Genomic DNA, 20,324 nt, shown 5'->3' with positions numbered 1-20,324 from the left:
ATATTTTATCAAGGGGATATTGGAAATTTTTCCTCTATCCCCGTATAAAAAGAGGAGGGGCAGTGTAAATGAAAGTGTTTGAAAAAATAATAGACAGTATTGAAAATTATATTTGTATATTTACGTTTACAGTTATGCTTGTGCTTACGTTCATAAATGTTGTGTCAAGGTTCGGCCTTCATATGTCGTTATCATTTACAGAAGAAATTGTAACAGGATTATTCGTATTGGCTTCGCTTGCCGGTTCGTCTATAGCCATTAGGAAGGAAGCGCATCTCGGATTGGATTTTTTTACATCTTTCCTTCCAAAAAAAGGGCAGGAATTATTCATGATTATTTCAACCGTATTTGCAATGGGTTTTTGCATGATGCTTCTGTACTACGGTGTTGGTATGGTTATACAGGAATATACGTCAAAGCAGGTTTCCGCAACGATGCAGTGGCCTGAATGGATTTACGGGCTGACAGTGCCTGTCGGTTCGGCGCTTCTTATACTCAGATATATAATTACGTTGAAAAAACAAATTTTTAAATTAGCGGGGAAAGGGGAGAAAACGGCATGAGTGTAGCTGGAATTTTATTCGGTCTTTTTGCGGTATTGCTTATATGCAATATACCAATAGCAATCTCCCTTGGGATTTCAAGCGTAATTGCTGTTATTGCTGCGGATCTTCCTATGGAGATGATACCAATAAACGTATTTTCTTCATCGAGCAAGTTTTCATTGTTGGCGATACCGTTTTTTATAATTGCCGGGAATATTATGGAACAGGCGGGCATATCTGAAAAACTTATAGAATTTGCCAAAACAATGGTTGGCCACAGAAGGACAGGGCTTGCAATGGTATGCGTTATTGTCTGCTGTTTTTTTGCGGCTATATCCGGAAGCGGGCCCGCAACTGTCGCGGCTCTTGGCATGATTATGATACCTGCAATGGTTAACGCGGGATATACAAATACATACTCGGCTTCGCTTATGTCGGCGGGCGGAGCGATAGGCGTTATTATACCGCCTTCCGTAACATATATAGTTTACGGTTCAATTTCCGGCGCTTCAATAGGCAAGCTGTTCCTTGCCGGAGTTGTGCCTGGAATATTAATGGGCATTGCGCTTATAATTGCTTCTATGATACTTTCAAGAAAAGCAGACCTCAAAAAACTGCCGAAAGCTTCCGGCGCTGAAAAATGGCATGCTTTTAAAGACGCATTCTGGGGACTTTTGATGCCTGTTATTATATTGGGAGGCATATATTCCGGAGTTTTCACACCAACGGAGGCGGCAGCCGTTTCTGCCATATATGGGCTTTTTGTAGGCATTTTTATTTATAAGAAAATTAAAGTTAAGAGCCTGAGCGAGCTTTTTATAAACTCTGCAAGCCAAACGGGCGTAGTTATGTATGTTATCATATGCGCGACATTATTTGCGTGGGTTGTTACCGTAGACGGGCTTACAGTAACTATAGGCGATTGGCTTATTGATGTAACAAACGGAAACTTGATACTTTTTCTTCTTTTAAGCAATTTAATACTTCTTGCGGCGGGGTGCGTAATGGACGCTGTTTCGGCTCTTTACATATTTGTGCCGATACTTCTGCCGGTTGCACTGAATTTAGGTTATGATATAACGGCTTTTGGAATTATGATGTGCGTTAACCTTGCAATAGGTCTTATAACTCCGCCTGTAGGCGTAAACCTTTATGTTGCATGCGGAATTGCAAAGATAGGCATAAAGGATATGATGAAAGATATTGGGGCAATTATACTTTCTGTACTTATAGTGCTTCTTATTGTTACATATGTTCCGGATTTATCGTTGCTGATACCAAATCTTTTAGGCGCCAAATAAGGGGGGGATAGAAATGGTTTGTGTTTTTGCAGCCAATAAAGTACCGTATTATAAAGAAGGGCAGTTTTTGTCAACAGCAAAAAAACTTGTAGATGAATCGGTTAAAGAAGAAGGATGCATCACTTATGAATTGTGCGTAAAGGATGACAGCTATATTTTCTTTGAACGCTGGGAGAGTAAGGAAGCTCTTGAAAAACATAAAAAAACTTCGCATTATACTGAATGTGTGCCTAAAATGGAAACATTGCGTACAAGCGGCGAAACAATAGTAATGGAAAAACTATTTTGATAAAGGGGAGATTTTAATGACAGGTACAATGAAGGGCATATACAAATCAAAACCGGCTCCCGGGGCTGAATGGAGGGAGGATCTTCCGATACCGCAGTGCGGGCCCAGGGATGTTCTTGTTAAAGTTCGTGCTACTGCTATCTGTGGAACAGACAGTGGACATATTTATCCATGGGGAGCATATGCTGAGGAAAGGTGTCCGGTTCCCTATGTATTCGGACATGAATTTGCAGGAGATATTGTCGAAGTCGGAAGCGAGGTAACAGAATTTAAAAAAGGCGACAGGGTAGCGGGAGAAACGCATATCCCCTGCAACCATTGCTCAATGTGTCTTTCAGACAATCGCCATAACTGTGAAAATATGAAAATTATCGGAGTACATACTGCCGGTTCTTTTGCGGAGTATATTGCTTTTCCGGCCGACTGCGCTTATAAAATTGCAGATAAAATCGATTATGAGATAGGGGCTCTTTTAGAACCTATGGGAGTCGGTATGCACGGCGTTTCAAAAGGCGACGTTAAAGATAAAATTACGGTAATTTACGGATGCGGCCCAATCGGATTAATGGCTGTTGCATGCGCTAAATTTAAAGGCGCAAAAAAAATAATAGCCGTTGATGTTGTTGATGATAAACTTGAAATGGCTAAAAAAGTCGGAGCCGACGTTGTTATAAACAGCAAAACACAAAAGGATCTCGAGATAGTGAAAGCAGAAACAAACGGCAGGGGAGCCGACGTTGTAATTGACTATACCGGCAATAAATTTGCAATAAAAGCAGGCTTCCAGCTTGTAAGGAAAGGGGGCGCCATGGTATTGGTCGGTTTGACAAGCGGCGATACATCCCTTGATCTTACAAATGATATAATTTACAGGGAAGCTGCTGTTTACGGAGTTACAGGACGCTTGATGTACCAAACATGGGATGAATGTAATGAAATGCTTGAAAGCGGGTTTGATTTACGCCCGTTAATGAGCGGCCCTTATGCGCTTAAAGATTTTGAAAAAGCTTTTGAAGCTGTTAAAACAGCTACAGGCCGTGTTGTTATGATTCCTTAAAGGCCCTAAAATAATATTAATATAAAACTCTCTGGGAAAAACATTGCTTTTTATTAAGCAGTGTTTTTTCTATTATACGGTTAGGAATGAAAAAACAGCAGTTTCATATGGGATTTGTCTGTAATACGGTAAAGTATATTTTAATCTCATTTAACGCCGTATTTGGTTTGATGTTGTTTAAATACGCTAATCCAAGAAAAAAATATAAGGCAGGTATAAAAACCTGCCTTAAAACTTTATATATGTTGGATTAAACAAGCTTAACCTGGTGGAATACTTTTTTACCTTTTTGAAGCATTAGCTTACCGTCTTTAAAGTCATTTTCGGTTACTTTAAGGTCAAAACTTTCAACTTTGTTTTCGTTCATTTTTAAGCCGCCCTGCTGTATAAGGCGTCTGCCCTCAGCCCGTGAAGATGAAAGGCCGACAGTTGTAAGGATAGAAAGTATATCCATTCCTTCTGCAAAATCAGCTTTTGAAATCTCGGTTTCAGGTATCGAGCCGCCTTCTGCTCCGCCGCTGAAAAGGGCGCGTGCCGCCTGTTTTGCCTGTTCGGCGTTTTCTTCGCCGTGTACAATCTTTGTAAGTTCATATGCAAGCACTTCTTTAGCATGATTTATTTCGCTTCCTTCAAGCGCTCCTAATCGGCGGACTTCATCCATAGGAAGGAACGTTAAAAGAGCAAGGCACTTTTCAACGTCTTTGTCCCCGATATTTCTCCAGTATTGGAAGAATTCGTATGGTGAAGTTTTATCGGCGTCAAGCCAAACGGCGCCTTTTTCGGTTTTTCCCATTTTGTTGCCTTCGCTGTTAGTAAGGAGCTTAAATGTCATGCCGTAAGCCGGTCTGCCTTCTTTTCGTCTTATCAAGTCAACGCCTTCGATTATATTGCTCCATTGGTCATTCCCGCCGAGCTGCATAATACAGCCATATCTTTTGTTAAGTTCCAAAAAATCGTTAGCCTGCATAAGCATATAGTTAAATTCAAGGAAAGAAAGGCCTTTTTCCATTCTTGTTTTAAAACATTCCGCTTTAATCATGCGGTTAACAGAAAAATGTACGCCAATATCCCTAAGAAAATCAATGTAATTAAGTTTACGGATCCAGTCTCCGTTGTCAACAATTATTGCTTTATCATCGCTAAAGTCAATAAATCGAGACAGTTGCTTTTTAAAACATGCGACATTATGATCTATTATTTCAGTCGTCATCATTTTACGCATATCGGTTTTTCCGGTAGGGTCGCCGATCATTCCTGTGCCGCCGCCCATAAGACAGATAGGACGGTGACCGGCGCGCTGCATATGCGCCATGGCCATAACTGTTAAAAAATGTCCGACATGCAAACTGTCTGCCGTTGGGTCAAATCCTATATAAAAAGTTATTTTTTCATTTTTAAAAAGTTCTTTGATTTCGTTTTCATGGGTGAGCTGTTCTATAAATCCTCTTTCTTCAAGAATTTCAAATGCATTTTTCATTTTTATTTCCCCTTTGCAAATATAAAAATATGGATTTTCCGTGTGCTCTATCGTAAATTTAAAATAGCGGCAATAGGCGGGATTTAACTGCCGGTTAGGTTGTCTAAAATTTTTATATTTTTGAAGTGTTTTGTTGCAGTTAAATCCCATATAAAAAAGCTATCCTGTCCAAAGGACGGGATAGCCCGTGGTACCACCTTAATTTACGCAAAAGCGCCTCTCAAAGCTATATCGGGCAAACCCGCCGGGTATTAATCCGGAAGCTGTGAGCGGTAATTTACTGATGTTGTACTGAAGGCTTCTCACCAAACAGCCCCTCTCTGAATTTTCAACCAACAACAGCCCAATGGAAAACCATCAACTCAGTCATAGCGAAATATTAATTTTTCTACATACTATCATACTTTATAAATAAAATCAAGGACAATTTTAAAAAAAATAAAATTATTGAAAAATTATGAAAGCTTAATTATGTTTATAATAACCTGAACGGCCTTTTCCATGCTGTTAACGGGTATAAACTCGTAAATACCGTGAAAATTATGGCCGCCTGCAAAAATATTTGGGCATGGAAGACCCATATATGAAAGTCTTGCCCCGTCAGTACCGCCTCTTATCGGACTAATAAGAGGGGTTACGCCGCTTAATTCCATAGCTTTTTTTGCTAAATCTATAATTTCTTTGTGTGGGGATACTTTTTCAAACATATTATAATACTCGTCATACATTTCAAGGCATGCGACGTTGCCGTATTTTGAGTTTATATATGAAACAACACGTTCCATTTCAGCTTTCCTTTTGACAAAGTTTTCTTTGTCAAAGTCCCTTATAATGTACGCCATTGTGCATTTGCTTACGTTGCCGTTAAATGATACGAGATGGTAAAATCCTTCATACCCGCCGGTAGTTGAAGGGGTTTCCGACGGAGGCAGCATAGATGCAAGTTCGCATCCTATAAGCGATGCGTTTTTCATAAGGCCTTTTGCTGTTCCCGGGTGGACGTTTATACCGGTTATACTTATTTTTGCACGCGCTGCATTGAAGTTTTCATATTCCAATTCTCCGATTTTTCCGCCGTCTACAGTATATGCAAAATCACAGCCGAAAGATTTTACATCAAAAAAGTCGGCGCCTCTTCCTATTTCTTCATCGGGAGTAAACGCTATGCCGATTTCACCGTGATCTATTTCAGGGTGGTTTATAATATATTCCATTGCGGTAAGTATTTCAGCAATTCCGGCTTTATCGTCAGCGCCGAGGAGAGTTGTTCCGTCAGAAGATATTATGTCGCCGCCTTTATATTCTAAAAGCTCGGGAAATGCTTCCGGCGAAAGGGTGACGCCGTTGAGCTTTATATCTGTGCCGTTGTAATTTCTTGTTATAACCGGCCTAACGTTTTCGCCGGAAGCTTCGGGGCTGGTGTCCATATGAGCGATAAATCCTATTTTCGGCATATTGTTTTTTGTTTTTGGAAGAAATGCCATAACATAGCCGTTTTTGTCAACGGTTATGTTTTTTAAACCGATTTTTCGACATTCGCCCGCAATAAAATCGGCAAAATCAAGCTGGCATTTTGAACTTGGCGTTGTTTTTGAATTTTCATCGCTTTTTGTGTTGTGCGTTACATATTCCAAAAATCTTTCTGTAACCGTTTTCATATTCAATCTCCTTTTATAAGGCCGGAAAAATCGAAGTTTGGCGTATATATTTTATTTGCGGAAGAACGCTCCTGCATATACCCGTTTTTCAAGCCTATTTTAAAAAAATAGTCTATTACATTTTGGTATTCATATGTTGTAATTTTCCTGTTAAGAGGTTTGGTATTTAAAGCTCTATACATAGGAGTATACTGGCTCATTAAGGATATATAAGCATTATGCCCGATATTTTCTTTGATCCACAAAAGAATTTTTTTACTGTCCTCTTTTAGGCCGGGAAGAACGAGATGACGGATTATAACGCCTTTTTTAATTAAACCGTCGGGTGAAAATATATTTTTTCCTGCCTGCCTGTACATTTCAAGTACGGCGGCCGAGGCATTGGCAAAATAGTTTGGCGCCGAGGAATATTTTACAGCGTATTCGTCGCTGAAATATTTAATATCCGGAAGATAGACGTCTATAAGCCCGTCGAGAGATTTTAGGGTTTCGGCTTTTTCATATCCGTTGGAGTTATATACGATAGGTATTTCAAGGCCCATGCTTTTAGCTGTTTTAAGGGCTTCTTTTATCTGCGGAATAAAATGGCCTCCGGAAACGAGATTAATATTATGTACGCCTTTTTCCTGCTGCAGAATCATTGTTTTTGCCAAATCCGAAACAGAAATGGCAATTCCTTTATTAAATTGGCTTATATCATAGTTTTGGCAGAATATACATTTCATATTACAGCCCGAAAAAAATATTGTACCGGAGCCGTTTGTACCGCTGACGGACGGTTCTTCAAAATAATGAACGGATGCAAGGGCGGCTTTTATATTTAATGAATTATTGCAAAAGCCCGAGGGGGACAGGGTGCGGTTAACATCGCACTCGCGAGGGCATAATGTGCAGCTTTCTGGTTCATTAAGAAGGTTCATTTGTTTTTCCTCCGTTTCTATCGTATATTTTACCATTAATACAATAAATTTTGTATATGTTTTTTCCCTATAATATGATAAAATTTTTTATACAAGGGGGGAGAGCTTTGATAAAAACAGAAATACAGATGAAAGAAACAGAAGTTATTTCAAAAGTTTACTGTAATGTATGCGGCAGGGAAATCAAGCCGGATGCGTTGGGGTATTATCCTGACTTTTTGCACATAGAAAAAACATGGAACTATTTTTCAGGCAGGGACGGAGAAACACAAAAAGCCGATATATGCGAAAGATGTTGGAACGATATTGTTGAAAATTTTAAAATAAAAACAGATTGATTCCCAATAGAAAACTTTTCGGTGTTTTTGGCTTTTTATAAATAGGCTGGCATTAAATACTAAGGGATGCCGCTGAGTTTATATACGAAAATTTTTTGTTTTTTGAGAATTTCATACTCTGAGCGGCGAAGTTCAGTTACTTCGGCGTTGTGATCCCGTTTCATCGAATGTATAATTATATTTGCTGAAATGGGATTTTATTTTTTACAACGGCTTTTGTTTTTATATATTTTTATATTCAAATAGCAAGAGCTTTGTTTTTACCGTTTATTTAAGAATTTATTACTTTACTTTAATGCTGTAAAATGTTAAAATTACAATAATATATAATCCAGCGAAGGTGATAAATTTGAATCCAAAGATAAAAAGCCCTATTACGGACAAGCTTTTTGAATGTGTGCTTGTTATGGAAAACATAGAAGAATGTTATCAGCTTTTCGAGGACCTGTGTACTGTCCATGAGATTAATGCCATTGCGCAGAGGATGGCTGTTGCTGAAATGCTTGACCGTAAATGTACTTATATAGAAATAGCGGAAAAAACAGGAGCTTCAACAGCGACTATAAGCAGGGTTAACAGGGCCCTGATTTACGGTACGGACGGATATAAGCTCGCTATAGACAGGGTTGCAGAGAAACATAAAAGCGAATAAGTTAATTTAAGGCAATATATCCCGCACATAAGCCCGCCGGTAAATTTCCGGTATGGGCTTATGTGCGTTTGTGTGGAAAAGATAATTTTTTATATAAGGAGAATACAGATGATTGGCTATGATAAATTAAACCCGATGCAGAAAAAAGCTGTAGACACAACCGAGGGACCCGTGCTTATACTTGCAGGGGCCGGGAGCGGAAAAACAGGGGCTCTTACCGTAAGGGTAGCAAGCCTTATAGAAAAAGGCGTTAAACCTTGGAATATTATGGCTATCACATTTACGAACAAAGCGGCAAAAGAAATGAAAGAAAGGATAGATTCTCTTGTTGGAAGCGGATCGGAGGATATATGGATAAGTACGTTCCATTCTTCTTGTGTAAAAATTTTAAGAAGGGAAATTGACAAATTAGGATATGACAGGAATTTTTCCATATATGACACAAAAGATGCAGAGAAAGTTATGAAAGACTGTTTTACGCGTCTTGGTATAAGCCTCCAGGATAAGACGTTTCCGCTGAAAGGCGTTATGGCCGAAATAAGCAGGGCAAAAGAGGAATTGATTTCCCCGTCAAAATACAGTCAGGAAGCGGAACAGGATTTCAGGAAGGCAAGAATTGCATCGTGTTACAGGGAGTATCAGAAAAAATTAAAAAGCAGTAATGCTCTTGACTTTGACGACCTTATTTATAATACGGTTCTTCTTTTCCAGACAAATCCGGAAGCGCTTGAAAAATATCAGGAACGTTTTAAATACATAATGGTTGACGAGTATCAGGATACTAATACGTCGCAGTATCAGCTTATAAGGCTTCTTGCGGATAAGTATAAAAACCTTTGCGTAGTCGGCGACGACGACCAGAGCATATATGGCTGGAGAGGTGCGAACATAAGAAATATACTGGATTTTGAAAAAGATTTTCCCGGATGCGAGGTTATAAAGCTTGAGCAGAATTACCGTTCAACCAAAACAATACTTGAAGCGGCTAACTCAGTTATTAAGAATAATGATGAACGCAAAGACAAGTCGCTTTGGACAGAAAACGGCGACGGAAGTATAATAAGGCTGCATAAAGCCGATAATGAATATGACGAGGGAAAATATGTCGCCGACAAGATTGAGAATTTGACCGGCCTTTCAAGGAATTATAAAGATTTTGCTGTGCTTTACAGAACAAATGCCCAGTCCAGGGCTATTGAGGAGGCTTTTGTTAAAAAGGGCATACCGTACAGGCTTTGCGGCGGGACGAGATTTTACGACCGTAAAGAAATTATGGATATACTTGCGTACCTTAAACTGATGGCAAATCCGAATGACGATGTGGCTTTTAAACGTATTGTTAATGTTCCGAAAAGGGGCATAGGCGATACATCCGTTGAAAAGCTTTCTAATTTTGCGCAGGATTTGGAAATCAGTATTTATGAAAGCATATCAAGCCTTGAGGATAATAAGAATTTCGGTCCCAGGGCAAAAAAATTCGAAGAATTTTATGCAATGATAGAAATCCTTAAATCTAAAAAGGATTTGCTTACCCTTCCGGAATTTATTGAAGAAGTGGCTAATAGGACAGGATATTTCGAAGCTCTTGACATAGAAGGAACGGACGAAGCTGAAGGAAGGAAGGAAAATATAAAAGAGTTTATTTCAAAAGCGGCCGAGTTCAGCAACACCGCTTCTAATCCCACGCTTGAAAGTTTTCTTGAAGAAGTCGCGCTTGTGGCTGATATTGACGACTATTCGGATAAAGAAGAAGCTGTCGTTCTTATGACGCTCCATTCTGCCAAAGGGCTTGAGTTTCCGTATGTATTTATATGCGGAATGGAAGAAGGCATGTTCCCGAGTTACAGAAGCATTGCATATGGCAGTGAAAAGGAAATACAGGAAGAAAGGCGTCTTTTTTATGTGGGAATAACAAGGGCCAGAAAAGAACTCTATTTAACCTACGCGCGTTGCAGGATGACAAATGGGAATACACAGTATAATCAGCCTTCAAGATTTTTAAATGAGATACCGGAAAATATTTTGGAACAGCAAAAACGCAATGTTGTATTTACGCCGACTTCGCCTCGAATAAACGCAAGGCCGAAAGCAGGGTACAATATGGCTGGAGGAGAGGGACTTAATAAAGCTTACGGAGTTTCGGTGTCTAAGCCCGAGATACCGGCGCCAACGGATTTTAAGCTTAATTTTAAGGAAGGCGACAGCGTACGCGCACCTAAATACGGAATCGGAACGGTAAAAAGTATAAAAGCTGCAGGGGCAGATTTTGAAGTTGAGGTATATTTTAAAGATAAAGGCAGCAAAAAATTTATGGCTAGATTATCCAAGCTGATTAAGGTGGATTGATATAAAAATGGATCGCATGAAGGAACTTATAGAAATACTTAATAATGCGTCAAAGCATTACTACCAGTTTGCCGACAGTACAATGTCAGATTATGAATATGATAAACTTTATGACGAACTGTTAAGGCTTGAAAAGGAAACGGGCATTGTTTTAAGCGGCAGTCCGACTCAAAGCGTGGGGTATACTGTTCTAAGCGGGCTTGAGAAGGTTCGGCATGAAAGCCGTATGCTTTCTCTTGACAAAACAAAGGATATAGGGAAACTTTCGGAATGGCTTGGCGACAGCGAAGGCATTTTGTCATGGAAGCTTGACGGTCTTACAATAGTTTTAAAATATGAAAACGGAGAGCTTTTGCAGGCTGTTACGCGCGGCAACGGTGAAATCGGCGAGGATATAACTCATAACGCGAGGTTTTTTAAAAATCTTCCCGTTAAAATAGATTTTAAAGGTTCCCTCGTGCTTAGGGGAGAGGGAATTATAACATTCAGTGAATTTGAGCGTATAAATAATGAACTTCCCGATGAGGAAAAGTATAAAAACCCAAGAAACCTGTGCAGCGGCACTGTAAGGCAGCTTAACAGCGAGATTGCGGCAAAACGCAATGTAATGATATATATATTCGGCCTTGTTAGCGCCGAAGGGAAAGAAATAAGCGATTTGAAGTCCGATAATATTTTATGGCTGAAGGAGCTCGGTTTTGATGTTGTGGAAAACAAGCTTGTAAATAAAAATAATATTTACGAAACAGTAAAATATTTTGAAAGCCGCATAAACAGAAACGATTTTGCCTCCGACGGGCTTGTTTTAACATTTAACAGCATTTCATACAGCAGAAGCCTCGGAGAAACGTCTAAATTTCCAAAAGATTCTATTGCTTTCAAATGGGCGGATGAAACGGCGGAAACCGTACTTCGCGAAATAGATTGGAGCACTTCGAGGACGGGGCTTATAAATCCCATTGCAGTATTTGAACCGGTGGAACTGGAAGGAACCACTGTAAACAGGGCCAGCGTTCATAATTTAAGCATATTAAAAGAACTTAAATTGGGCATAGGAGATATAATACGCGTTTATAAAGCCAATATGATAATACCGCAGATCGCTGAAAATATAACCCAAAGCGGAAATATTGAGATCCCAAAAAAATGTCCCGTGTGCGGCGGGGAAACGGCTGTAAAAAAACTTAGGGACGGCGAAGCTCTTTACTGTACAAATCCGACATGCAGGGCGCAGGTTGTCAGAAGCCTTGCGCATTTTGCCTCAAGAGATGCTATGAATATAGAAGGACTATCCGAAGAAACATTAAGCAAGTTTGTAGATAAGGGATATATTGAATTTTATACGGATATATATAAACTTGAAAAGTTTGAAAATGAAATAAAGGGAATGGACGGTTTCGGCGAGAAAAGCTACAGCAATTTAATTAATGCTGTGGAGAAGTCAAAAACAGTGCCATTGGCAAATTTTATATACGCCCTCGGAATAAATCAAGTTGGGCTTAACAATGCTAAGCTTCTATGCAGAAATACTGATTTTGATATTGAAAAAATAAAAAATGTTACGGAAGAAGAGCTTGTAGACGTGGATGGATTTGGCCAAATTATAGCGCACAGTATCGTAAGCTACTTTTCAAACAGTAAAAATATCGAGCTTTTTAATGAAGCTATTGGGTTTTTAAATTTTGAAAAGGAGGAAGAAAGCGGAGATAATTCTTTAAGCGGCGTTACGTTTGTAATAACCGGAGATCTAACACGCTATAACAACAGAAAGGAACTTAAAACGGAAATAGAAAGAATGGGAGGAAAAGTTACGGGAAGCGTAACTTCAAAAACCAACTTTTTAATAAATAATAACCCGGATTCGTCATCTTCAAAAAATAAAAAGGCAAAGGAACTTGGCGTTGAAATTTTAACTGAAGCTGAATTTATAGAACGGTTTACAAATGGAGTCGTATAGTATATACTTTAAATGAATTTTTGTAGTTTTTTGTAGAATTTATATATGAATAGAGGTATAAGATGAATTACTCACAAGCGCTTGAATATATTGACGGGATTTACTGCCTTGGGTTTGATCTGGGGCTTGAAAGAGTGCAGGTTTTAATGGAGAGCCTTGGAAACCCTCAGGATAAAGTTAAAGTTATACATGTTGCCGGCACAAACGGCAAGGGATCTTGCTGTGCTATGGTTTCAAATGCGCTCATTGCACAGGGATACAATGTGGGCGTTTACACATCGCCGCATCTTGAAGATTATAATGAAAGGTATACAATAAATAATGTAAAGATCACCGATGAGGATTTTGCAAGTCACATGGAAATAGTAAAGGAAAAATGCGACAGCCTTGTCGGCTCCGGAAGAATATCGCAGCCGACGGTTTTTGAGGTTGTTACTGCTCTTGCGTTTTCATATTTTGCGGAAAAGAATGTTGATTTTCTTGTTTTGGAAGTTGGCCTTGGAGGAAAGTCCGATGCTACAAACGTTGTTAAAAAGCCTATAGTATCAGTTATTATGTCCATAAGCATGGATCATATGGATTACCTTGGAGGCAGTATTGAAGAAATCGCTTATGAAAAAGGAGGCATAATAAAAGAAGGATGCCCCGTAGTATTATATACGCAAACAGATGAAGTTTATAATATTATAAAAAGTATTTCGGATGAAAAAGGCTCTGAACTTTATTTTGTAAAAGATGAAGGAATACATGTTATTTCGCAGAATATTAATGGAACGGAATTTTCCATACACAATGAATATATCGACTATGAAAATGTTAAAATAAAATTGCTTGGAGATTATCAAATCAATAACTGCGCCGCTTCCCTGCTTGTATGCAGGGCGCTTCAGGATGCGGGGGTTGAATTGTCCGAAAATGCGGTATTAAAGGGTATAAGCAAAGCAAGATGGAGCGGCAGGATGGAGATTGTAGAAGAAAATCCGACCGTTATACTTGACGGCGCCCATAATATTGACGGAATACATATGCTTGCGGAATCGCTTAAAAAGTATTTTTCGGATAAAAAAATCACTTTGCTTGTAGGCATCCTTGGCGATAAGGAATATGAAAAAATGATGGATACGCTTGTTCCGCTGGCAAGCAGGATTGTTTTAACAGAGCCGAATAATTCCCGTAAATGGGATGTTGATAAATTAACTGAAACTATATCTAAATATCAAGTTGAAACTTTAAGGGAAAAAGATATTGAAAAAGCGTATAATCTGGCAAAATCAATTACGGCCGAGGAAGATGTTTTGTGCTGTGCGGGAAGCCTGTACCTTATAGGCGAATTATACAAACTTGCAGGTGGTAAAAAATGATTGATTTCAAAAACGAAATAAAAAAGTATGAACCGATACTCGAAGTCGGAGATATCGAACAGTCTATACATTCGACAGATTTGAAGGATATAATGGACATGCTTAATTACATTTCAAAAAACAGGGAAGAAACAAAATATGCTTCAAACGAGAGAGCCCACAGGAGCAAATGGGAATAAAGGCGGTATGAAATGATTTGTCAGAAATGCGGAGAAGAAGTTAGAAATGGAAATATATGCCCCCGCTGTAAAAGCGATGTAGTTTTATTGAATAAGGTAAGAACGATTTCGCTTAAGCAATATAATAAAGGCGTTTATTATGCCCGTGAAGGCGACTATTCGGCGGCTATAATCTCTTTGAGCCAATGCGTCATGTTTGATAAAAAAAATTATGTTGCAAGAAACCTGCTCGGAATATCATACTACCAGATAGGCATGGTAGGCGACGCGCTTAAACAGTGGATAATCAGCGAAAGCATGAAAAATGAAAAAAACCCGGCAACAAAATATATTGCCGCGCTTCAAAAAAATGGGAGAATGTTAGAAAAATGCAACGACGCCATTGTTTTTTACAATAAAGCTATCGGACAGTTTAAGGCGGGAAGCGATGATTTGGCTTTAATAGGGCTTAAAAAAGCTGTTGATTTTAATCCTAATTTTGTTGATGCATATAACCTTATAGCCGCTTATTATGTTGGAAAAGGCGATAAAAAGAAGGCCCGGACATATATTGATAAGGTTTTGGAAATAGACAAACGAAACCCTAAAGCGTTGGAATATCTTGCTGATCTGAGCTCCGAAAACAAGAAGTCTGACGATAAAAATACTACGGGCACAGGATATAATGAAAATGCGCCTAAAAAAATAAAAGTAAGGTGGGAAATTGTAACTTTTTTTGCAGGCGTTATCATTACCGGCGCTATTGCGGCAGCATTGGCGCTGCCGGGAATTGAAAGCGGTTTTTTAAAAAAAATAGACACTCTTGAAGAACGTATAATACAGTTAGAAGATGAAAATACCAACGGTACGTCTACTTTTGCGCTGAAATATAAACAGCTGGAAGAAGAAAATGAAACTTTGAAAGCTGAAAACGAGCAATATAAAGCGGCTGAAGCAAACAAGGAGCAGGCTGAGAGCTTTCAGCTTGCGCTTAACTACAGCGCTTCGGGAGAGAATATAGAAGCGGCTAAACTTTTGAAAAAACTTGACGTTGAAAAATTCGAAGAAGAAGATAAATCGCGTATAGAAGCATTGAAAGAAAAAACATATCCTTTTGCAGCCGAATATTATTATAATGAAGGCGAGAGTCTATTTTCGGCAGGCAATATCGATGAAGCTGAAGTTGAACTGAAAACAGCGCTTGAATATGGCTCAAAAGAGAATTTCATGGATGACGTTTTGTATCTGCTTGGAAGTATAAGTGAAAATAAGGGCGATACAGAAGGGGCTAAAGAATATTATGCCCGTGTTATAAATGAGTTTTCGGATTCAAATGTGTTTGAACAGTCGGAGAACAAGCTTAATGAACTGCTTTCAAGCGGAGCATAGAATATCGGCCGGATATTATAAAATTTTATAAGGGTTTTATTAAAGATGAAATTTATGAATTTAATATTAATTCTGCGGGCCTTATAATTGATATTGTAGCCTGCATAAATTCCGCTCAAGAAAACGATTTATTTTTTGAGTGGAATTTTATTTATATAGTTATATAAAAGGAACCGGGGGTATTCTTTAATTATTATAAAAGAATTTATTCAGGAAATTTGAAATCAGTATAATTCTAATATGCAGAACATACAAATTTTATATGCGTTGATATGGCTTTATATTTTTATCCGCTTAAATAAATTGTATAGCTTAAGCTATTTTCAAGCTGATTTATCAGAGCTTTAAACATGAAGTACGAAGATAACGGAGACAGAAACATATATTTTGCTTTTTAAAACAATTTAAAACTGGATTTAATGAATAATAAATAAGCCCTGCATTGACACGGGGCTTATTTTGTATTGTGCATACGGTTTGAATTTTGTTGTTACCGCTGTTTTTTAGGAGGCTTTGGGCCATAAAACTGATAGTAATCGGTTTTTATTCGGCCGTTAAATATTTTTCTTTTGGCGTCCGCTTTCCGCCCGAAAAGCTTTTCAAAATATTCCATAGATGTTAAAACATATGCGCCCCATGTGGGGTTTGAGGCCATAAGGCTGCCCATATCCTTATAAAGGTTTTCAACGGGCTTTAGATCTCCTATACGTTCGCCATAGGGCGGGTTTGTAATCATACATCCGTAATCGCCTATAAGCACAGCTTCCTGGCATGGCTTAACGGAAAATTCAATGCAGTCGTCAACACCTGCTTTCGCCGCGTTTTCTTTTGCTACTTCTATAGCTTCGGCATCAATATCGCTTCCGTAAATTTGAAGTTCACAATCATAATCTATAGCTTTATAAGCTTCGATCCTCGCTTCTTTCCAAATAGCTTTATCTATCTGGGGCCATTGTTCGCATGCAAACTTGCGGTTCAGCCCCGGGGCTATATTTCTTGCGATCATAGCGGCTTCTATGGGTATTGTGCCCGAACCGCATAACGGATCTAAAAACGGTCTTGACTTGTTCCAATAGCTTAAATCAATCATTGCCGCGGCGAGGGTTTCTTTAAGAGGAGCGACCATTGCCGTTTCCCTGTAACCCCTTTTATGAAGGCTGCCGCCGGAGGTATCTATTGTAAGCGTTGCTATATCGTTTAACAAAGCAACCTGAATTGTATATTCAGGGCCTGTTTCATCAAACCATGAAACTTTATATTTTTGCTTTAATTTTTCCACAACGGCTTTTTTTGTTATGGCCTGGCAGTCGGAAACGCTGAAAAGCGCCGATTTAACTGATTTTCCGGTAACTGTAAATTTTCCGTCTTCAGTTATCCATTTCCCCCAGTCGAGCGCTTTTACTCCCTCAAAAAGGCCGTCGAATGTTGTTGCTTTAAATTCTCCTATTTTAATCAGCACTTTGCTTGCAAACCTGAGCCAGAGGTTGGCTTTTACTATGTCGGCTTCGTTTCCCGTAAATTCAACGCGCCCGTCGTAAGTTCTGACGTTTTCAAATCCGAGTTTGAGGACTTCGCGTTTAACGCATGCTTCAAGCCCGAAAGCGGCGGTTGCAATCAAATTAATTTTTTCCATAGATAGTTCTCCATTCTTTCAATATGTTAAGACTAAGTATAACATAAATCTTATCATAATTCTCTAAAAACTTGTACTTTGTTTAATTTTACTGTAATATTATTAAAAGCCAAGTAAAATTGCCTGTTGCTGATGATGACAGTGCTGTAAAAAAACAATTTAAGGAGAAATATAATGTATAAATTATTAAAAACTTGCGGCAGGGCCAAGAGAGGGGAATTTGTAACCCCGCACGGAACTATTCAAACACCTGTTTTTATGAACGTGGGTACGGCGGCGGCTATTAAAGGCGCGGTAAGTACAGAGGATCTTGAAAATATCAAATGCCAGGTTGAACTTTCAAACACATATCACCTTCATGTGCGCCCTGGGGATAAAATTATAAAGCAGTTGGGTGGGCTTCATAAATTTATGGTTTGGGATAAGCCTATTTTAACAGATTCAGGCGGATTTCAAGTTTTTTCTCTTGCTTCTCTAAGAAAAATTAAAGAAGAAGGCGTATATTTTTCCTCTCATGTAGACGGACGAAAAATATTTATGGGGCCGGAAGAAAGCATGCAGATACAATCGAACCTAGCCTCAACAATAGCCATGGCATTTGACGAGTGCGCCCCGGCCAAAGCTGACAGGAGTTATGTGTCAAATTCAGTTGAACGTACTACACGGTGGCTTATACGAAGCAAAAAAGAAATGAAAAGGCTTAACAGCCTTGACGATACAATAAATAAGGAGCAGATGCTTTTTGGAATAAATCAGGGAGCTATATATGACGATATAAGAAAAGAGCATGCAAAGATAATTTCCGAACTTGACCTCGACGGATATGCCATAGGGGGTTTGGCGGTTGGCGAAACGCATGAGGAAATGTATCATATATTAGAGGAAACAGTTCCTTTCCTTCCGCAGAATAAACCGACGTATTTAATGGGAGTGGGCACGCCGGAAAATATACTTGAAGCAGTTGAAAGGGGAGTTGACTTTTTTGACTGCGTATTGCCGGCAAGAAATGGAAGGCATGCTCATGTATATACAAATTTCGGTAAAATAAATTTGTTAAATTCTAAGTTTGAGCTTGACGATACGCCTATTGACAGCGCTTGTCAATGCCCGGCGTGCAGGAGATATACGAAAGCGTATATAAGGCATTTGTTTAAGGCAAAAGAAATGCTGGCAATGAGGCTTTGTGTGCTTCATAACCTTTATTTTTTCAATACTCTTATGGAGGAAATAAGGCTCGCGCTTGACGAAGGACATTTTATGCAGTATAAAACTGAAAAACTTGAAGGATTTAAGCGCGGAGTTGAAGGAAAACCTCAAAATAAACGAAGGTAATAAAAAGGCTTATAAACAAAATATGTTTTAAGTATATGGAGTGTGAGAAATAACCGTCTCGCTTGTTTGTATTAATTAAATATATCGGAAACTGGGCAGTATATTTTCCGTCGGTGCATAAGTATTGACAAAAGCGGCTGCCGCCGATAATATGTATGCATAGCGGGAGAGCTATTGACGTAAGAGATAATGTGAGCTTTAACAATGGTAGGCAAGGCTAAAGGTATGCGGAAAGAAATCGGCTTTTAATATGAATAATTTTTACATATGCTTTATTGGAATTTGTATGAATAAGGAGAAAAATATATATGTTAACAAAAATAGCGGAAAATATATATAAAAAAGCAGTTCCATTACCCAATAACCCTTTAAGGGAGATAAATGCATATATTATTACAGGCGAAAAAAACTTATTAATTGACACAGGATTTAACAGGATTGAATGTGAGGAAGCGCTGAAAAGCGCTTTTGACGAACTTGGTATAAGCAAAACAGATTTGTTCATAACCCATCTTCATTCGGATCACTGCGGCCTTGCTCCTAAGTTTGCTCAAAAATCAAGCGCGGTGTATGCAGGAGAAACAGACGGCGAACTTATTAATTTTGAAGTTGGAAACCTGTATTGGAAAATGCTTGACGATCTGTTTGTAAAATATGGTTTTCCTAAAGCCGATTTCGGCAGGAATACGGATATTCATCCGGGACGTAAATACTGCCATGAACAGCGTCTTGATTTTACATATATTGCAGAAGGCGATATATTGGAATACGGCGGGTATAGGCTTGAGGCGGTTGAAACGCCGGGCCATACGCCGGGGCATATGTGCCTGTATGATCGCGGCAAAAAAATTCTTTTTTGCGGCGACCACATTTTGGGAACCATTACGCCTAATATTTGTATTGACTTAAATGCGGAAAACCCTTTGCGCGATTATTTGGACAGCTTAAAGAAAGTAGAAAAACTTGACGTGGAATTGCTTTTAACTGCGCATGGAACGGCTATTGACGATATGCGGGGTAGAATAAACGAGCTTTACCGTCATCATAATGAGCGGTTAAATGAAGTTTTATGTATTTTAGATAATGAATGGACAACGGCATATCATGTGGCAAGCCGTATGAAATGGGAAATTCCATGCAAAGGCTGGAGCGATTTTCCTAAGCCCCAGCAATGGTTTGCAACTGGAGAAGCAATTTCGCATCTTCAGTATTTATTCTTTGAAGGTAAAATTTTCCGGGAAGAGAAAAACGGCGTGTACTATTACAGAAAATAAAATTAATAATTTTATTTTTTATCAAGAAAAGTTTGTCGTCAGGAACGATGTGCATATCATATGGGTTTCGGCATATTTATGAAAAAAAGGAACTGTCTGGAATTATATATGGAGCCGTTTTAAAACATATTCTAAAATATTATATTAAAATATGAAACAAACAATAGCAACAATGCGGCAAAGAATTCTCCATTTTTATATTTGGACTGATAGATTTTAACTTCATCAATTTTACTATGCGTTTAATAAAGCGGGAAAATATGATAAAATAAATTAAAAACTGGTATCAAAAGATATAATTATTCTACAGAGGAGCATGATGTATGGAGTATCTGGGAGCAGTTTTTTTGCGTGTTCATATATGCTGTTCTGTGCCTTATCATCGCTGGCATACGGTCAATACTTTCGCAAAAAGGTACTAAGAAACAGAACTTCAAAAAACGTTCTGGGCATGGTTCTTTGAAGCGCTTAACCCATTCCATTGGTTTTGGTGATTATTGATTAACTGCTAGCGGCAATGAGAGTATCTTTGCCATTTCAACGATCGAATTGTTAGAAAAGCCTAAATCAGTCCAAAGGATAAAAGGGAAAAAGCGTTTCTAAGTTGATAAATCCATATAAATAGTAATTTATATAA

Annotated in this window: 17 protein-coding genes; 13 read left to right on the top strand and 4 right to left on the bottom strand. The window is 38.6% G+C overall.

Annotation, left to right across the window (positions count from 1 at the left end; all coding sequences use genetic code 11):
- The first annotated feature begins 68 nt into the window (after positions 1–68).
- From NE664_05795 to NE664_05780, 4 genes are read left to right on the top strand one after another with little or no spacing between them, the layout of a single operon-like run.
- On the top strand, positions 69–563 hold the full coding sequence (locus NE664_05795) for a TRAP transporter small permease (GenBank protein ID MCQ4726174.1): 495 nt from the start codon (positions 69–71) through the stop codon (positions 561–563).
- Entirely contained in the window at positions 560–1,846 is a 1,287-nt protein-coding gene (locus NE664_05790) for a TRAP transporter large permease subunit (protein MCQ4726173.1), read from the top strand. The genes NE664_05795 and NE664_05790 overlap by 4 nt, the downstream gene beginning before the upstream one ends.
- A gap of 13 nt (positions 1,847–1,859) precedes the next feature.
- Entirely contained in the window at positions 1,860–2,135 is a 276-nt protein-coding gene (locus tag NE664_05785) for an antibiotic biosynthesis monooxygenase (protein ID MCQ4726172.1), read from the top strand.
- A 16-nt stretch (positions 2,136–2,151) separates the two neighbouring features.
- Positions 2,152–3,192, top strand: coding sequence for an alcohol dehydrogenase catalytic domain-containing protein (locus tag NE664_05780; protein MCQ4726171.1), 1,041 nt, complete (start codon positions 2,152–2,154; stop codon positions 3,190–3,192).
- Between the two features lie 250 nt (positions 3,193–3,442).
- Here NE664_05780 and tyrS read toward each other — a convergent pair whose 3' ends face one another.
- The 3 genes from tyrS to NE664_05765 form a co-directional block, all read right to left on the bottom strand.
- Positions 3,443–4,669 carry a tyrosine--tRNA ligase gene (gene tyrS, locus NE664_05775; protein ID MCQ4726170.1) on the bottom strand — a complete coding sequence of 409 codons (1,227 nt, stop codon included), beginning with the start codon at positions 4,667–4,669 and terminating at the stop codon, positions 3,443–3,445.
- Positions 4,670–5,124: 455 nt separating this feature from the next.
- Entirely contained in the window at positions 5,125–6,327 is a 1,203-nt protein-coding gene (gene pepT / locus NE664_05770) for a peptidase T (protein MCQ4726169.1), read from the bottom strand.
- A 2-nt stretch (positions 6,328–6,329) separates the two neighbouring features.
- On the bottom strand, positions 6,330–7,247 hold the full coding sequence (locus NE664_05765; protein ID MCQ4726168.1) for a radical SAM protein: 918 nt from the start codon (positions 7,245–7,247) through the stop codon (positions 6,330–6,332).
- A gap of 107 nt (positions 7,248–7,354) precedes the next feature.
- On the opposite strand from NE664_05765, the gene NE664_05760 reads away from it, so the two are divergent.
- From NE664_05760 to NE664_05730, 7 genes are all read left to right on the top strand, one after another.
- On the top strand, positions 7,355–7,585 hold the full coding sequence (locus NE664_05760) for a hypothetical protein (protein ID MCQ4726167.1): 231 nt from the start codon (positions 7,355–7,357) through the stop codon (positions 7,583–7,585).
- A 349-nt stretch (positions 7,586–7,934) separates the two neighbouring features.
- A complete protein-coding gene (locus tag NE664_05755; GenBank protein ID MCQ4726166.1) occupies positions 7,935–8,237 on the top strand; it encodes a YerC/YecD family TrpR-related protein in 303 nt (100 codons plus the stop codon).
- 108 nt (positions 8,238–8,345) lie between these two features.
- Positions 8,346–10,583: a DNA helicase PcrA gene (gene pcrA, locus NE664_05750; protein MCQ4726165.1), complete on the top strand. Its 2,238-nt coding sequence runs from the start codon at positions 8,346–8,348 to the stop codon at positions 10,581–10,583.
- A 7-nt stretch (positions 10,584–10,590) separates the two neighbouring features.
- Positions 10,591–12,540 carry an NAD-dependent DNA ligase LigA gene (ligA, locus tag NE664_05745; protein MCQ4726164.1) on the top strand — a complete coding sequence of 650 codons (1,950 nt, stop codon included), beginning with the start codon at positions 10,591–10,593 and terminating at the stop codon, positions 12,538–12,540.
- A 62-nt stretch (positions 12,541–12,602) separates the two neighbouring features.
- A complete protein-coding gene (locus NE664_05740; GenBank protein MCQ4726163.1) occupies positions 12,603–13,901 on the top strand; it encodes a bifunctional folylpolyglutamate synthase/dihydrofolate synthase in 1,299 nt (432 codons plus the stop codon).
- The gene (locus tag NE664_05735) at positions 13,898–14,080 is read left to right on the top strand and encodes a hypothetical protein (GenBank protein MCQ4726162.1); all 183 of its coding nucleotides are present in this window, start codon (positions 13,898–13,900) and stop codon (positions 14,078–14,080) included. The genes NE664_05740 and NE664_05735 overlap by 4 nt, the downstream gene beginning before the upstream one ends.
- 12 nt (positions 14,081–14,092) lie before the next feature.
- The gene (locus NE664_05730) at positions 14,093–15,448 is read left to right on the top strand and encodes a tetratricopeptide repeat protein (protein MCQ4726161.1); all 1,356 of its coding nucleotides are present in this window, start codon (positions 14,093–14,095) and stop codon (positions 15,446–15,448) included.
- A gap of 490 nt (positions 15,449–15,938) precedes the next feature.
- Here the strand turns inward: NE664_05730 and NE664_05725 are convergent, their stop codons facing one another.
- A complete protein-coding gene (locus NE664_05725) occupies positions 15,939–17,081 on the bottom strand; it encodes a class I SAM-dependent RNA methyltransferase (protein ID MCQ4726160.1) in 1,143 nt (380 codons plus the stop codon).
- Positions 17,082–17,255: 174 nt separating this feature from the next.
- Between NE664_05725 and tgt the strand changes: the two genes are divergently transcribed.
- Both tgt and NE664_05715 read left to right on the top strand, forming a co-directional pair.
- A complete protein-coding gene (tgt, locus tag NE664_05720; GenBank protein ID MCQ4726159.1) occupies positions 17,256–18,413 on the top strand; it encodes a tRNA guanosine(34) transglycosylase Tgt in 1,158 nt (385 codons plus the stop codon).
- Positions 18,414–18,721: 308 nt separating this feature from the next.
- Entirely contained in the window at positions 18,722–19,687 is a 966-nt protein-coding gene (locus NE664_05715) for an MBL fold metallo-hydrolase (GenBank protein ID MCQ4726158.1), read from the top strand.
- Positions 19,688–20,324 lie beyond the last annotated feature (637 nt).

Origin of the sequence: Anaerotignum faecicola (genome assembly GCA_024460105.1) — a bacterium.
Taxonomy (GTDB): Bacteria; Bacillota; Clostridia; order Lachnospirales; family Anaerotignaceae; genus JANFXS01.
Note: the sequence above shows the minus strand (reverse complement) of the source record. Positions and strands in the feature narration are given on the sequence as shown.

Bases quoted from the DNA above. Each gene is read 5' to 3' on its own strand.
- NE664_05795 (MCQ4726174.1), top strand. From the start codon at position 69: ATGAAAGTGTTTGAAAAAATAATAGACAGTATTGAAAATTATATTTGT.
- NE664_05790 (MCQ4726173.1), top strand. From the start codon at position 560: ATGAGTGTAGCTGGAATTTTATTCGGTCTTTTTGCGGTATTGCTTATA.
- NE664_05785 (MCQ4726172.1), top strand. From the start codon at position 1,860: ATGGTTTGTGTTTTTGCAGCCAATAAAGTACCGTATTATAAAGAAGGG.
- NE664_05780 (MCQ4726171.1), top strand. From the start codon at position 2,152: ATGACAGGTACAATGAAGGGCATATACAAATCAAAACCGGCTCCCGGG.
- tyrS (MCQ4726170.1), bottom strand. From the start codon at position 4,669: ATGAAAAATGCATTTGAAATTCTTGAAGAAAGAGGATTTATAGAACAG.
- pepT (MCQ4726169.1), bottom strand. From the start codon at position 6,327: ATGAAAACGGTTACAGAAAGATTTTTGGAATATGTAACGCACAACACA.
- NE664_05765 (MCQ4726168.1), bottom strand. From the start codon at position 7,247: ATGAACCTTCTTAATGAACCAGAAAGCTGCACATTATGCCCTCGCGAG.
- pcrA (MCQ4726165.1), top strand. From the start codon at position 8,346: ATGATTGGCTATGATAAATTAAACCCGATGCAGAAAAAAGCTGTAGAC.
- ligA (MCQ4726164.1), top strand. From the start codon at position 10,591: ATGGATCGCATGAAGGAACTTATAGAAATACTTAATAATGCGTCAAAG.
- NE664_05740 (MCQ4726163.1), top strand. From the start codon at position 12,603: ATGAATTACTCACAAGCGCTTGAATATATTGACGGGATTTACTGCCTT.
- NE664_05735 (MCQ4726162.1), top strand. From the start codon at position 13,898: ATGATTGATTTCAAAAACGAAATAAAAAAGTATGAACCGATACTCGAA.
- NE664_05730 (MCQ4726161.1), top strand. From the start codon at position 14,093: ATGATTTGTCAGAAATGCGGAGAAGAAGTTAGAAATGGAAATATATGC.
- NE664_05725 (MCQ4726160.1), bottom strand. From the start codon at position 17,081: ATGGAAAAAATTAATTTGATTGCAACCGCCGCTTTCGGGCTTGAAGCA.
- tgt (MCQ4726159.1), top strand. From the start codon at position 17,256: ATGTATAAATTATTAAAAACTTGCGGCAGGGCCAAGAGAGGGGAATTT.
- NE664_05715 (MCQ4726158.1), top strand. From the start codon at position 18,722: ATGTTAACAAAAATAGCGGAAAATATATATAAAAAAGCAGTTCCATTA.